A 14,703-nucleotide genomic window follows, 5' to 3' on the forward strand; every position below is an offset into this window, starting at 1 on the left:
CGGTCGCGAACCGGCGAGTTGCGAACCGGCGGGCCCGTCCGGCTCACTCCGAGCCGGCGCCGAACCCCCGGGCGCCCTCCTCGCCCAGCAGGGCGGGCAGCAAGTGCCGCTCCTCGTAAGCGAAGTGCGCCTCCGCGCCGGCGGCGAGGGCGTCGAGCCGGGCCCGCACGGCTGCGGGTCCGGCACCCTCCCGCACCATCGCGCGCAACTCGGCCAGCTCCTGGGCCACTTCGCGGTGCTCGGCCCGCAACCGGGCCAGCACCGGGGCGAGGTGGGGGAAGGCGGAGTCGAAGGCGGGCAGCACCGCCTCTTCGGTGCCGTGGTGCGCGCCCAGCGCGTCGCAGAACGCCAGGCAGTGCACGGCGAGTTCGGCGGTGGCCGGCTCGCCGTACCGCAGGGCGGCGAGTTGGCCGCGCAACTCGGTGTGCACGGTGAGGAGTTGGTAGGCGATGGCGCGGTTGCGGTCGGCGTCCGGCGCCGTGAGGTCCAGGGGGTGCAGCGCCACCACGGGGATGGTCCGCGCGGTCCGGGTCTCGTACTCCCCGTAGGCGGGCACCGCGGCGACCTGCCGGGCCCAGGCGCGGTCGCGTTCCGCCCCGGCCAGCGGCCGCGCGCGGACCGCCAGGGTGCGCACGCCGTCGGCGCCGTCGCCGATCTCGACCTGCGCCTGGGGGTGGGCGAGCAGGTTGTGGTACCAGCCGGGGTGCCGGTCGGCGCCCGCGTTCGAGCCGAACACGTGGAGGGCGTCGCCGTCCCTGGCGTAGCCGATCGGGTGGGTGCGGCGCAGGCCGCTGCGCGCGCCGAGGGTGGTGAGCAGCAGCAGGTCGGCGCCGGCGAACATGCCGCCGACCCGGCCGCCGTTCGCCCGGAACTCCGTGATGACCTGCCCGGTCCAGTCGGCCATGGGAATGCCCCTCTCCGATACGCTCGGACCACGGGAATGCTTCACTTTGCAAGCAAAGCATCTTTGAGGGCAAAGCTATGGGAGGCGGGCTGCCATGTCAATCACGGGTGACGGCCGCGCGGACGCGGGCGCAGGCAGGGCGGGCGCGGGCGCGGTGGACCCGAGCGGCGCGGCAGCGCGCACGGGCGGTGCCGCGCAGGCGGGCGCGGGGGACGCGGGCGCACCAGGCACCGACAGGGCACGCGCCGGCACGGGAAGCGCCGGCACGGGAAGCGCCGGCACGGGAAGCGCCGGTACGGGAGGCGCCGGCACGGCGGACGGGAGCCCGGCAGGCGAGGGCCCGGTGGGCCCGGACGGTCCGAGCAGCGACTCCGCGGACGTGAGCGCCGACGGCCTCTCCGTCGACGACGGCATCCGCACCCTCCTGCGCCTGATGCCCCGCATGGTCGGCCGGGCCAAGCGGATCAAGCTCCCGGAGGAGCTGAGCGGCTACTCCCTCGCGCCCCGCCACCTCTCGCTCTTCTCCTACCTGCTCTTCGACGGCCCGTTGTCGGTGAACGACCTCGCCACCCGGTTGGAGGTCGCCCCCGCGACGGTGAGCCTCATGGTCAGCGACCTCGCCAAGCAGGGCGTCCTGCGGCGCGACGCCGACCCCGGCGACCGCCGCCGCGCGGTCGTGTCGATCGACCCCGCCCACCACCCCGCCATCAGCAACTGGCTGGCCCGCGGAGCCACCGCCTGGCGACAGGCGCTCGCCCCGCTCACCCCCGCCGAACGCCGCATGTTCGTCACCACGTTGCAGACCTACGAGTCCGCGCTCGCCGACAACTGACCATGCGTCAGGCGGCCTTGGAGCCCTGCCGTGGCGCCGTGGACTCGGGTCGGCAGCGCAGACCGGTCCCGGGGAGACCGCATGGGTGAGCAGGCCGCGCAGGACGAGACGCCCGCGCAGAAGAAGGAACGGGCGGGGCAGGATGCGTCGCACCCGGTGGTTCGCGGTGGGAGCCGCAGGGCTCGTCGCGGCAGACGTGCAGCGGCTCGTGGCCGTGCCGGAGACCATCGGAATCCTCAGCACGGGCGGCATCTCCCTCCCCCACGGCCGCGGCGTGGGTTTCGGCATCTCCACCAACGGGTCCGTCAAACCGCTGCCCGGCCCCCACGAAGCCGAGCTCGGCCTGTGTCAGGACGAGTTCGATGCCGACTGGCACCTGGTCCAAGCCGGAGACGTGACCACCGGGTACGGCGTCCGCGTCAAGGTGCTCAAGGTCTGGCGCACGCCCAATTCCGACCACGACGCCATGGACATCCAGGCCGACGCGTCGCCCACCCCGCCACCGACCCCCATCCCCCCTTCCCCAGCACCCCCGCGACGGCGTCGCGCCCGCCGGACTGAGAGTCCCGCGGGCCCGGGAGCGCGGGTGCGCCTACTCCCCCGGCTCCACTCCGCCGTCGCCGCGGGTGGCCGCGAGGGCCCGGGCGCCCGCGGCGACGAGTTCGGCGACGATCCGGTCGAGGGCGGCGAGGTCGTCCGCGGGCAGGGCGGCCAGCGCGGGTGGGGCGTTGCCGAGGATCGCGTTGGCGCGGGCGGCGGCGGCCCGTCCCTTCTCGGTCGCGGACACGATCTTCGCGCGGCGGTCGGTGGGGTGCTGGTGCCGCTCGACCAGGCCGCGCTCCTCCAAGTCGTCGACCACCAGGGTGAGATAGGGGCGGTCGGAGGCGAGTTCGGTGGCGAGGTCGCTCATCCGGTACGACCGCGCGGCGATCCGGCGCAGCGCCTTGACCCGGAAGAAGCTCATGCCGAGCGCCTCGGCCGTCTCCTTGCGGCGCTCGTTCTGCTCCAGAACGAGGGCCCGCAGGTTGTTCCAGACCCGCTCGGCCGCGTCCGCGGCCTCACCCGAGCCCGCGCCCGCACCCGGACCCGAGCCCGCACCCGTACCCGGACCCGCGCCCGAACCCCCGCCCGCGTCGTCCACATTCACCGTCGTCATGACGTGCTCACCGCCACCTTGTCCTTCTCCGACTCGGGCGCCATCAGCTCCGACGCCGTACGCTCCGCCGTGCCGCGGGCCCAGCGGCCGGTGGTGAGGATACCCAGCAGCAGCACGGCGGCCCCGCACCCGGTGATGATCCACCATGCTCCCGCGTGCAGGCCCGCGGCGAGTGCCGCGCCCAGGACCGCGACGCCGAGCGCCTGGCCGACCTGGCGGCTGGTGGACGCGACCGCGGCCGCCACACCGGACTGGGCGCGGGGCATGCCGGACACGGCGGTATTGGTGATCGGCGCGTTGATCAGGCCGAAGCCGATGCCGAACAGGACGTACGCGGTGAACAGCTTGACGTTGTCCGTCTCGGCGTCGAACCCGGCGAAGAGCACGCCGCTGGCGGTCATCGTGATCCCGGCGAGCACCAGCGGCAGCCGCGGCCCGCGGGCACCGACCAGCCGTCCGGACAGCGGTGCGAAGACCAGGCACATCACGGCCATCGGCACCATGTAGAGGCCGGCGCCGAGCGCGGACAGGCCCCGGGTGTTCTGGAGGTAGAGGGTGTTGAGGAAGAGGAACCCGCCGAGCGCCGCGAAGCCGCAGACCGCGATGACGGTGGCGCCGCTGAACGGGACGCTGCGGAAGAAGCGCACGTCGATCAGCGGGTCGAACCGGCGCCGTTCGTACCGGGCCAGCGCGGCGATCGCGGCCGCGGCGACCACGAAGCAGCCGACGATCAGCGGGGAGCCCCAGCCCGCGCCGGTGCCCTCGATGATCCCGTAGGTGAGGCTGCCGAGCAGCGCGATCACCAGCACCTGGCCGACCGGGTCGATCCGGCGGGGACGCGGCGCGCGCGACTCCGGCACGAACCGTGCGGTCAGCGCCAGCGCGGCCACGCCGACCGGCAGGTTGATCCAGAAGATCGAGCGCCAGCCGACCGACTCCACCAGCGCACCGCCGATGATCGGCCCGGCCGCCATGCTGATGCCGACCACGCCGCCCCACACGCCGATCGCCTTGGCGCGCTCCTTGGCATCGTCGAAGGTGTTGGTGATGATCGACATCGCCACGGGGTTGAGCATCGAACCGCCGACCGCCTGGAGCATGCGGAAGGCGATCAGCCAGCCCAGGCCGGGGGCGAGACTGCACAGCGCCGACCCGAGGGTGAACACCACCAGCCCGATCTGGAAGACCCGTTTGCGCCCGATCCGGTCGGCGGTGGAGCCGGACAGCAGCAGCAGCGACGCGATCACCACCAGGTACGCGTCGATCGTCCACTGCAGGCCGGAGAGCGAGGCGTGGAAGTCGCGCTGCATCGACGGCAGCGCGACGTTCAGGATCGTGTTGTCCAGGCTGACGATCAGCAGGCTCATGCAGCAGATCGCCAGGATCAGCATCCGGCGCCGATAGGTCGTCTCGGGCATACCGTCGCGTCCCCACCCTCTCATCGCTTGTACAAACAGAATCATTACTACTGTACAACCAAATTCATTACTGTCGTACAACCGTTTTCCCCGACCACCTCCGCCGGTACGGGACAATGGCCGTATGACCGCTGACGCCACCCTGGCCCCGCCCGCGACGGGCACCTCGGCCCCGCCCGCGCCCGGCGCGCTCCGGATCGGCCCGCACACCGTGTGGCCGCCGGTCGTGCTCGCGCCCATGGCCGGGATCACCAACGCGCCCTTCCGCACGCTGTGCCGGGAGTTCTCCGGCGGCCAGGGGCTGTTCGTCAGCGAGATGATCACCACTCGGGCGCTGGTCGAGCGCAACGACAAGACCATGCAGCTCATCCACTTCGACGCCACCGAGACGCCGCGCTCCATCCAGCTCTACGGCGTGGACCCGGTGACCGTCGGCAAGGCGGTGCGGATGATCGTGGACGAGGACCTCGCCGACCACGTCGACCTCAACTTCGGCTGCCCTGTGCCGAAGGTCACCCGCAAGGGCGGCGGCTCGGCCCTGCCCTTCAAGCGGAACCTGCTGCGGGCGATCCTGCGCGAGGCGGTCGGCAGCGCGGGCGACCTGCCGGTGACCATCAAGATGCGCAAGGGCATCGACGACGACCACCTCACCTATCTCGACGCCGGCCGGATCGCCGTCGAGGAGGGGGTCACGGCGGTCGCGCTGCACGGCCGTACCGCCGCGCAGCACTACGGCGGCACCGCGGACTGGGAGGCCATCGCCCGGCTCAAGGAACACGTCCCCGAGATCCCGGTACTCGGCAACGGCGACATCTGGTGCGCGGACGACGCGGTGCGGATGATGCGGGAGACCGGGTGCGACGGCGTGGTGGTCGGGCGCGGGTGCCTGGGGCGCCCCTGGCTGTTCGGCGACCTCGTGGCCGCGCTCGGCTCGGGTGCGGCCCGCTCCGGCGGCTCGGCCGGCTCCGGCGGTGACGTCTCCGGCGGCGGCGCTCCCGCCACGCCCGACTTCGGCACGGTGGCCGCGGTGATGCTGCGGCACGCCGAACTCCTCGGGCAGTGGCTCGGCGACGAGACCCGCGGTGTGGTCGACTTCCGCAAGCACGTGCCCTGGTACACCAAGGGGTTCTCGGTCGGCTCCGACGTCCGGCGCGCCCTCGCGATGGCCTCGTCCCTGGCGGAGATGGCCGATCTGCTCGGGTCGCTGGACCGGACGCAGCCGTGGCCGGCCCACGCGGACGGCCCGCGCGGGCGCACCGCGCCCGGCAAGAGGGTCGTCCTGCCGGACGGGTGGCTGAACGACCCCTACGAGTGCGCGGCCCTGACGGAGGACGCGGAGTCGGCGACTTCCGGAGGGTGACCCACGTCCGGAGGCTGACCGACCTCCGGAGGCTGGCGCGGGCCGCCCGGCCGACGCCGGCCCTTCACCGTGGCGTGCGGGTCACCACCCTCACGCGCGGGCCGGCGGCGGTGTCGGGGCCGCCGTCCTGATCCCGGCCGTGAGCCGGTCGATCAGCGCGTCCCACTCCTCACGGGTGGACGGCTTCCCTCGCACCCCCGGGCGGGTCTGCCAGGGCAGCGGCCCGTCCGGCCTGCGGTACTCGACCCCGAACGCGTCCAGCCGGGCGAGATGCGCCTGGAGGCGGACCCGGAACTCGCCGAAGTCCCGCTCTCCGGTGGTCCACAGCGCCTCCGCGACGGCACACAGCCGGGGGAAGACGTAGTAGTCGACGGTGCGCGGCGAGTCCATGTGCTCGGTCCACACATTGGCCTGTCCGCCGACGACACGGGTCGCTTCCTCCGCGGTGAGCGCCGCCGGGACCGGGTCGAAGGAGTAGGCGTCCTCCAGCGTGAGCGGGATGGAGAACGGGATCGGTTCGTCGTCCTGTTCGGACTGGCGGTAGTCGAGGTAGACCAGGTGGTCAGGGCAGGACAGCACGTCGAAGCCCCGGCGCGCGCCCGTCACGGCTCCGGCGGTGCCCCGCCAGGAGGCGATCATGGCGCTGTCGGGCAGCGGGCCTTCCAGCGCTTCGTCCCAGACCAGCACCCGGCGGCCGAGGGTCCCCAGGTGGTCGGCGAGCTGGGTGGTGAACCACGACTGGAGCCCCTTCTCGTCGGCCAGACCGCGCTCCGCGATGAGTTGCTGGGTGCGCGCGTCCTGCCGCCACTGCTCCTTCGGGCACTCGTCACCGCCGATGCCGACGTGGAGCGACGGGAACAGCTCGGTGATCTCGTCGAGCACGTGGCGGTAGAACGCGACGGTGGACTCCTCGGCGTTGAGCAGGTGGGGGTTGACGCCCCAGCGGGTGCGCACCCCCAGCCGGGCGTCGGTCACCCCCAGTTCGGGGTACGCGGCGATCGCGGCCTGGGAGTGCCCGGGCACGTCGATCTCGGGGACGATGCTGATGTGCCGGTCCGCCGCGAAGGCGACGATCTCGCGGATGTCGTCCTGGGTGTAGTAGCCGCCGTGCGGCCGGTTGTCGTCCGGAGCGTCCTCCGCGGCGCCCAGCGGGGAGGACGCGCGCCAGCTGCCCACCTCGGTCAGCCGCGGGTAGCGGCGGATCTCGACCCGCCAGCCCTGGTCGTCGGTGAGGTGCAGATGCAGCACGTTCAGCCGGTGCAGGGCGAGCAGGTCGATCAGGCGCAGCAGCGCGTGCTTGGGCATGAAGTGCCGGGCGACGTCGAGCAGGAGACCGCGCCAGGCGAACCGCGGCCGGTCCTCGACGGTGACCGCGGGGACGCTCCACCGGGGCGCGTGGCCGGTGGCGGCGGCACGGTACACGTCGGGCGGCAGGAGTTGCAGCAGGGTCTGGCCGCCGTAGAAGACGCCCGCGCGGCTGCCGCCCGCCACCCGGATGCCCTCGGGCTCGACGGTGAGCCGGTATTCCTCCGGGCCCAGGGCGTCGTCCAGTTCGAGGGCGATCCGCCGGGACGCGTCGGTGTTCAGCGGAAGCAGGAGGCGGGTCGGGCGCCGCAGCGCGTCGAGCAGCCAGTGCGCGGTCGGCAGCAACTCGGGCGGTGCGGTGAGGCCGGTGGCTTCGTCCAGCGGGAAGGCTCCGGAACGGCGGTGCACGGAGGCCGGGCGGGGCAGCAGCATCGGGAGGTCAGCCTTTCACGGCTCCGGCGGACACACCGGAGACAAGTTTACGCTGGATGATCATGAAGAAGAGGACGACGGGGAGCGAGAAGACGACCGACCCGGCCATCTGACCGCTGAAGTCGGTGCCGGTCAGCGGGGTGGAGAACGAGGCGAGCCAGACCGGCAGGGTGTAGTGGCTCTGGTCCTTCATGAAGGTGAACGCGATGAGGTAGTCGTTCCAGGCGGCGATGAACGCGAAGATTCCGGAGGCGATCACGCCGGGGACGACCAGCGGGAAGAGGATGCGGGAGAGCACCTGCCAGGTGCTCGCGCCGTCGATGCGCGCGGCTTCCTCGATCTCGACCGGGATGGCGACGAAGAAGCCGCGCATCACCCAGATGGAGAACGGCAGCACCAGCGCCAGGTACGCCAGGATCAGACCGGTGTACGTGCCCAGCAGCCCGGCCTTGTTGAAGACGATGAAGGTCGGGATGAGCAGCGCGGTGCCGGGCAGCATCTGGACGACCAGGATCGCGACCATGATGGTGCGCCGGCCGCGGAACCGGAACCGGGTCAGGGCCGCGGCGGCGAACATCCCCAGCACGACGGAGAGCGCCACCGTCCCGCCCACCACGACGAGGCTGTTCCTGAGGTCCCGGGCGAAAGCGGTCTGGTTGATCGCGGCGTCGAAGTTCGCCGGCGTGGGCGAGGTGGGAAAGAACCGCGGGGTCGGGGTCATGGCCTGGGACCGCGGTTTGAACGCCGTGTTGATCATCCAGTAGACGGGGAAGAACCACAGGACGCAGAACACCGCGGCGGTGAGGTTGGCGCCGACGCGCCCTCGCCGCCCTCGGCGCCGTCGAGGACGGCGCGCGGAAACGGCAGCGGAAGCCGAAGCGGCAGCAGAAGCCGAGGCGGAAGCAGCGGCCGAAGCAGAAGCCGACGCGGAAGTGCTCGGGCAGCGGGTCACAGATCCTCCCCGGAACGCAGCAGGTTGCGGATGTAGAGGGCCGTGAGTCCGAGCAGGACGACGGTGGTGACCACGGACAGCGCCGCGCCCTGGCCGATGTGGAAGTTCACGAAGGCGGTCTTGTAGGAGTAGATCCCCAGCGTGGTCGTGGCGTCGTCGGGTCCGCCGGAGGAGATCAGCCAGATCTGGTTGAAGACGTTGAAGTCCCAGATCACCGACATCAGCGTGACCAGGAGCAGGGTGGGCCGCAGCATCGGCAGGGTGATCGACCACCACACCCGCCACTCGCCGGCGCCGTCCAGCCGTGCGGCCTCGTCGAGTTCGGCCGGAAGCTGGGTGAGGGCCGCGTAGAGGGTCAGCGCGATGAAGGGCACCGCCTGCCAGACGACGAGCGCCCCGATGGACAGGTAGGCCAGCCAGGCGTTGTTGGACCAGTCGGTGCTGGTCATGTCGCCGAAGAGGTGGGTCTGGGTGAGCAGCCAGTTGACCACGCCGTACCCGGGCTGGAACAGCCACTTCCACACCAGCGAGGAGGCGACGGTGGGCATCGCCCAGGCGAAGATCAGCACCACCGTGGTGAGGGTGCGCATGCCGCTGCCGAGCTTGGTCAGCAGATGGGCCACGCCGGTGCCGATGACGACGCTGCCGAGCACCATGGCCGCGGTGAAGACGGCGGTGCGGCCCAGCGAGCGCCAGAACTCGGCGCTGCCGAACAGGGTGCCGTACTGGCTGAAGCCGACGATCCGGTAGGCGCCGGTGAACAGGGTGCGCTGGTCGTAGTCGGTGAACGAGGCCCACACGAGGAACGCGATCGGCAGCACGCTGACGGCGATCAGGACGAGCCCGGCGGGGGTGAGCAGCAGCCATGGGGCCAGGTGGTGGCGACGGCGCCGCGGTGCGGGGCCGGGCGGAGAACCGGTCGGAGGGGCGTGGCGGACACGCGTCATCAGGGAACTGGTCATGGGTCTTCTCTGGGTTCTGGCGGACAGCGCGGCCGCCGAACACCTGGTCGCGTGCCCACGCTGGTCGGGGGGTCGACCGGAATCGCCGGTACGACGGGGGCCGGTGACGGCCGCGGGTCAGAGGATCGCCCTCCGCGCCGACAGCCGGCGGCGCGGTCCTGGATCACGCGGGGCCGGTCACTGACCGGAGTTGAGCACCTTGGACGCGGCGCCGTCGAAGGCCGTGGCCGCCGTGGACGGCGACTTGGAGCCGGAGGCGATCGAGCTGAAGAGGCTGTTGATGTCCTTGTCGCCCTCGATCTGTGCCCAGTCGGCACTGGCCGGGGTGGCGTCGGAGCGCAGCGCGGCCTCGAAGAAGCCCTTGTTGAGCGCGGTGAGGTGCGCCTTGGCCGCCGTGATCCCCTGGGAGCTGTTGGGGATGAAGCCCTCCTTGCCGGCGATCCAGGTGGACTGCACGCTCGGGCTCGCCGCGATCTTCGTCCAGGCGAGGGCGAGTTCGGTGTTCTTGCTGTGCGCGGCGATGCCCCAGTCCGAGCCGCCGAGGAACACCGGCTGGTTCCGGCCCGACGTGCCGGGGAACGGGAAGGTGCCCAGGTCGGAGTCGGTCAGCTTCGGGTTGGCCTTCTCGATGGCGGCGATGAACCCGCTGGTGGCGATGATGGCCGAGGTCTTGCCGTCGGCGAGCACCTGCGTCTGATCGGGCGTCAGCACGTCGACGGTGCGCGACGCGGGGCTGGAGTAGGTGTTCTGGAACGCCTTGAACGCCCGCAGTCCCCGCTGGGCCGCGGCCGAGGTCAGCCCCGGTTGCCAGTCGGAGCCCTTCTTCGTGGCGATGGCGCCGCCCGCGTCCCAGACGTACTGGATGCCCGCGTACCAGTTCTGGCCGGGGTAGTAGAAGGGCGAGAAGTCCTTGGCCGGGTGGGCGGTGCGCACCTTGTCCAGGTCCGCGGTCAGTTCGGCGTAGGTCGTGGGCGCCTTGGTCACCCCGGCCTGCGCCCACATGGTCTTGTTGTAGATGACCGCGCGCGCCCCGGCGAAGCCCGGGACACCGTAGAGATGCCCGTCCACGGTGGCCGGGTCGACCAGGCCGGCCAGCCAGGTCTGCTGCTGCGCCAGGTCCTCGCGGTAGGAGGTGAGGTCCTTCAGGCCGCCGTTCGCGGCGAACGCGGCGACCTGGGTGTTGCCGATGTCCAGCACGTCGGGCGGGTTGGCGGTCGACAGCGCCGTGGTGACCTTGGTGGTGATGTCGTCCCAGCTCTGCACCTGGATGCTGACCTTCGCCCCGGTCTGCTGGGTGAACCGGCTGTCGATCGCCTTGAGCACGGCGTCGCTGTAGTCGCCGTCCATCACCCACACGGTGAGCTTGCCGCCCTTGCCGCCGGTGGCCGAGACCTGGCGCTGGTCGGTGCTGGAGCCGCCGTTCCCGGCACTGCCGCAGGCGGCCAGGCCACCGGCCAGCGCGAGCACGAGGGCGGCCGCGAGCGTGCCTTGTCTGTACGTCATGGTGCTTCCTTCGGGGCATGTCCGGTGACGGTCACCGGTTTTCCGGCAGAACTCATGGCTGTGCGGCGGGGCGCGGGACGAACAGCTCGCGTCCGCGGACGCCGGTACGAAGGCCCGGTCTCGCGCGCGCGACCGGGCGGTCAGAGGACGTTCAGTTCTCCGGCGAGCACGAGGCACGCCGCGCCCTGGAGGATCAGGTCGTGGTCCTCGGTCAGGGCCCTGATCCGCAGCGAGGCGCCGATCGGCGGCAGGGTGCGCATCCGGACGGTGTCGGCGGCGGCCTCCAGCAGCGGGCCCTGGAGCAGTTCGGCCGCGCCGACGAGGACCAGTTCGTTGAGGTTGAGCGCGCAGGCGATCGGGGCGAGCACCATGCCGAGCGCCTCGCCGGCGCCGGTCAGGATCTCCGCCCGCTGCCCGGCGCCGGCCTCGGCCAGCCGCTCCCGCAGGCAGCCGGCGTCGATCAGGGGGTCGAGGCACCCGCGGCGGCCGCAGATGCACAAGGCTCCGGCCGGATCGACCGTGACGTGCCCGATCTCCCCCGCGGCGAACTGCTCCCCCTCCACCAGCTGGCCGTCCACCACCAGCCCCGCGCCGACCCCGTGTTCGGTCAGGATCACCATCAGGTTCAGCGAGCGCGCCTCTCGCAGATGGAGCACCGCCAGCGCGGCGGCGTTCGCGTCGTTGCCGACGTACGCCGGGACACCGAACCGCTCGGTGAGCCGTGCGGCCATCGGCAGGCCCTGCCAACCCAGGTGCGCCGCATGGCGGATGACTCCCCGGTCGTCCACGGTGCCGGGCGTGGCCACGCCCAGGCCGAGCACCCGGCTCGGGGCCGCGTCCACCAACCGGGCGGCCAGTTCGGCGACCAGGTCCCAGGCCGCCGCGCCGACGGCGTCCCCGATGTCGGTCCTGGCCCGGGCCACCACCCTCCCGCGCAGATCCGTGACCGCTCCGGAGAAGTGGCCGTCCGGCGAGAGGTCCAGCACGACGGCGCTCCTGCTGCCGTCCTGGATCTCCACCAGCGGGGACGGCTTGCCGCGCCGCGGGCCGCTCTCCACCGGCCGCTCCGCGTACGCCACCAGGCCGTCCGTCTCCAACTCCGCGACCAGCGCCGAGATCGTCGGCGCCGTCAGCCCGGACTCGCGGGTCAGGTCCGCCCGGCTCATCGCGCCTTGGCGGTACAGGGTCGTCAGGACCAGCGAGCGGTTGTGGGCTCGGCTGTCCTGGGTCTGCGCCTTCGTGCGCTCGGCCCGTCTGCGCGGAACGGGCGGCAGAGCGAACAGCCCCCTGGGCGGGCGCTGTCCCTTGGCCGTCCTCGCATCACTCACCGGGGCTCCAATTTCTTAGATGTCTTTACTTAAGACGCCTTAAGGCTGGCTCGGCGGCGTACCTCTGTCAAGGGGTGCGGCGGCACCGGGATCGCCAACGGCGGCCCTCCGCAGCCCTCTTGACAGGACCGGAGCGGCATCCCAACCTTCTAAGGCCCCTTAAATTAAGCGTCTTAAGTTATGGACGCCCCTCGCGCGTGGCGTTCACGACACCTGCGCCCGCGGCGGCCCAGCCCGCAGTCCCCTCGCCCTACGGAGGCAAACCCATGCCACCCAGCAGATCCCGATCCGCCACGTCCGGACGCCGGAGGACAGCACTGACCGGAACCCTGTCGGGGCTCCTCGTGGCCGGGCTGGCGGTGACCGGGCTGGTGAGTCCGACCTCCGCGGCGGCGGCCGGCGCGGGGCCGATCACCATCGGCGGAAAGTGCCTGGACGACGCGGACTTCGGCACCGGCAACGGCTCGGTCGTCCAGGTGTTCACCTGCAACGGCTCGGCGGCGCAGAACTGGACCTGGCAGGCCGACGGCGCCCTCACCGTGACCATCGGCAGCACCACGAAATGCCTGGACGTCACCGGCGCCTCGAACGCCGACGGCGCCCTCGTCCAGCTCTACGACTGCGTCGCCGGCGCCCCGCAGCAGGGCTTCCGGCACCTGCCCGACGGCACGCTCTACAGCGCAAGGTCCGCCAAGTGCCTTGCCGTGCAAGGAGGTTCGATCGAGGACCACGCGCGCGTCGGCCTGGAGCCCTGCGACCCCGCCCAGAGCACCGAGCAGTGGTCCGCGCCCGCCGCACCGGCCTCGGGGTACACCCTGTCCGGGGCCGCCCCCGTCCCGTACGACCGCTCCGACGACACCCCCGCGTCCGTCTTCACCGACCAGGACGGCAGCTTCTACTACACCCAGGCCCACTCCCTGTACGGGCCGACCGACTCCCGGCAGTGGAAGTTCTACACCGGTGCCGACTTCGACCACTCCTCCGACGCGTCGATCGACACCGCGGTCAACCCCGCCAACAGCGCCGACCGCAACGACGACACCACCTGGCGCTGCAACAACAGCCCGACCGGCACGTCGGCCAGCTACGACACGGCCGACCTCGCCGGATACGCGGAGCGCAACTACTGCGACCTGAGCGGCGTATGGGTCGACCCCGACACCGGCTGGTGGTACGGCCTGGTCCACAACGAGTTCACGCCCAGCCCCTTCGGCGACGGCATGCACTACGACGGGATCGACTACGCCGTCTCCAAGGACCACGGCGCCACCTGGGCGATCCAGGGCCACGCCATCACCTCGCCGTACAGCACCCAGCGGGGCGACACGGCCGCCTTCCCGCAACAGACCTACTCCTACGGCGACGGCGACCAGCGCATGTTCGTCGACTACGCCTCCGGCTACTTCTACGTCTTCTACGCCTCCCGCACCCTCAACAAGTCCGGCGGCGGGTCCATCTGGGAGGAGCACGCCGCACGCGCCCCCCTCTCGCAGAAGATGGCCGGCTCGTCCTGGCAGAAGTGGTACGACGGCGCCTGGCAGTCCCCCGGCGTCGGGGGCGCCGAGAGCGACATCGTCCCCGCGGACGGCGGCGGCCCCGGATACATCGACGCCGGAGACGACTACCACCCCGCCACCGCCGGCAGCACCGCCGCCCAGGTCAGCGCCGGCACCCTGCCGGACAACTCCCAACTGGCCGTCATGAACGTCGCCTGGGACGCCTACCTCGGCAAGTACATCGCCACCCCGCAGAACAACGTCGCCCAGAACACCGGCGTCGACACCCCGCTGCACGTCTACGCCACCGACAGCCTGGCCGGCGAGAAGTGGGTCGACCTCGGCCTGGTCACCAGCGACACCAACGGCGCGTGGTACCGCTGGTTCCTGGACCCCGCCAACAAGACCAGCTCCACGGTGGTCGGCAGGACCTTCCGCTCGTACTGCGCCTTCGAGTGCTCGGGCGACAGCCAGGGCGAGTACGTCGACGTCACCCTGGCACCGACCTCGTCCTCCCTGCTGCCGGCGGCGCCCGTCACCGGCGCCACGCAGATCACCGCGGGCAACGGCCGGTTCCTCAAGCAGAGCGGCACCTCGCTGACGACCACCTCCTCCTCCCGCGCCGCCGACCAGCACTGGACCTTCACCGCCACCGGCGACGGCTTCTACACCGTGGCCAACGCCGCGACCGGCCAGGTCCTCGGGGTGGGGACCGGCGACGCCGGACGCGCCTGGGGCGCCCCGGTCACCGTCGGCACGTCCGGCTCGGCCCCCGCCGTCGGCCGGCAGTGGAGCGTCCAGAAGACGACGTCGGGCGGCTTCCGCCTGGTCAACCGGTACAGCGGGCTGGCGCTCAGCATGACCGCGGGCGCCGTGACCACCTCGCCGCAGCGCGGCTGGGACAACCGCACCGCGAAGGGCGGCGACCGGACCCCGTCCGCCGCCCAGCTGCTCTCCTTCACCCGCTGAGCGGCGCCCCCCAACGCCCCCCAACTCCCCCCGGCGAACCCCGGCGAACCCCCGGCCCGTCCCGGTGCCTGCCGCCGCCCCGCACC

At 72.1% G+C, this 14,703-nt stretch carries 11 protein-coding genes; 3 read left to right on the plus strand and 8 right to left on the minus strand.

All coding sequences use genetic code 11. The features are described from left to right. Positions 1 to 43: 43 nt before the first annotated feature. Entirely contained in the window at positions 44 to 904 is an 861-nt protein-coding gene (locus tag AB0399_RS13725) for a nitroreductase/quinone reductase family protein (RefSeq protein ID WP_366411404.1), read from the minus strand. Between the two features lie 433 nt (positions 905 to 1,337). On the opposite strand from AB0399_RS13725, the gene AB0399_RS13730 reads away from it, so the two are divergent. After that, complete coding sequence (locus AB0399_RS13730) at positions 1,338 to 1,736, plus strand: MarR family transcriptional regulator (protein WP_366411423.1); 399 nt, start codon at positions 1,338 to 1,340, stop codon at positions 1,734 to 1,736. A 592-nt stretch (positions 1,737 to 2,328) separates the two neighbouring features. On the opposite strand, the gene AB0399_RS13735 is transcribed toward AB0399_RS13730, so the two are convergent. Next, a complete protein-coding gene (locus tag AB0399_RS13735; RefSeq protein ID WP_366411405.1) occupies positions 2,329 to 2,892 on the minus strand; it encodes a MarR family transcriptional regulator in 564 nt (187 codons plus the stop codon). Then, complete coding sequence (locus tag AB0399_RS13740; protein ID WP_366411406.1) at positions 2,889 to 4,310, minus strand: MFS transporter; 1,422 nt, start codon at positions 4,308 to 4,310, stop codon at positions 2,889 to 2,891. Before AB0399_RS13740 ends, AB0399_RS13735 begins: the two co-directional genes overlap by 4 nt. A gap of 238 nt (positions 4,311 to 4,548) precedes the next feature. Here AB0399_RS13740 and dusB point away from each other — a divergent pair, with 238 nt between their 5' ends. Continuing rightward, positions 4,549 to 5,670, plus strand: a complete 1,122-nt coding sequence (gene dusB / locus AB0399_RS13745; protein WP_366411424.1) for a tRNA dihydrouridine synthase DusB — start codon at positions 4,549 to 4,551, stop codon at positions 5,668 to 5,670. A 90-nt stretch (positions 5,671 to 5,760) separates the two neighbouring features. Here the strand turns inward: dusB and AB0399_RS13750 are convergent, their stop codons facing one another. The 5 genes from AB0399_RS13750 to AB0399_RS13770 form a co-directional block, all read right to left on the minus strand. After that, entirely contained in the window at positions 5,761 to 7,407 is a 1,647-nt protein-coding gene (locus tag AB0399_RS13750) for a beta-N-acetylhexosaminidase (protein ID WP_366411407.1), read from the minus strand. Positions 7,408 to 7,414: 7 nt separating this feature from the next. Then, entirely contained in the window at positions 7,415 to 8,200 is a 786-nt protein-coding gene (locus AB0399_RS13755; RefSeq protein WP_366411408.1) for a carbohydrate ABC transporter permease, read from the minus strand. Between the two features lie 155 nt (positions 8,201 to 8,355). Continuing rightward, positions 8,356 to 9,321, minus strand: coding sequence for a sugar ABC transporter permease (locus AB0399_RS13760; RefSeq protein WP_329369635.1), 966 nt, complete (start codon positions 9,319 to 9,321; stop codon positions 8,356 to 8,358). Positions 9,322 to 9,498: 177 nt separating this feature from the next. Next, positions 9,499 to 10,824, minus strand: coding sequence for an extracellular solute-binding protein (locus AB0399_RS13765; protein WP_366411409.1), 1,326 nt, complete (start codon positions 10,822 to 10,824; stop codon positions 9,499 to 9,501). Between the two features lie 140 nt (positions 10,825 to 10,964). After that, a complete protein-coding gene (locus AB0399_RS13770) occupies positions 10,965 to 12,152 on the minus strand; it encodes an ROK family transcriptional regulator (protein WP_366411410.1) in 1,188 nt (395 codons plus the stop codon). 266 nt (positions 12,153 to 12,418) lie between these two features. On the opposite strand from AB0399_RS13770, the gene AB0399_RS13775 reads away from it, so the two are divergent. Further along, positions 12,419 to 14,617: an RICIN domain-containing protein gene (locus tag AB0399_RS13775; RefSeq protein ID WP_366411411.1), complete on the plus strand. Its 2,199-nt coding sequence runs from the start codon at positions 12,419 to 12,421 to the stop codon at positions 14,615 to 14,617. Positions 14,618 to 14,703: the final 86 nt, after the last annotated feature.

Origin of the sequence: Streptomyces sp. NPDC088194 (assembly GCF_040702025.1) — a bacterium.
Classification (GTDB): domain Bacteria; phylum Actinomycetota; class Actinomycetes; order Streptomycetales; family Streptomycetaceae; genus Actinacidiphila.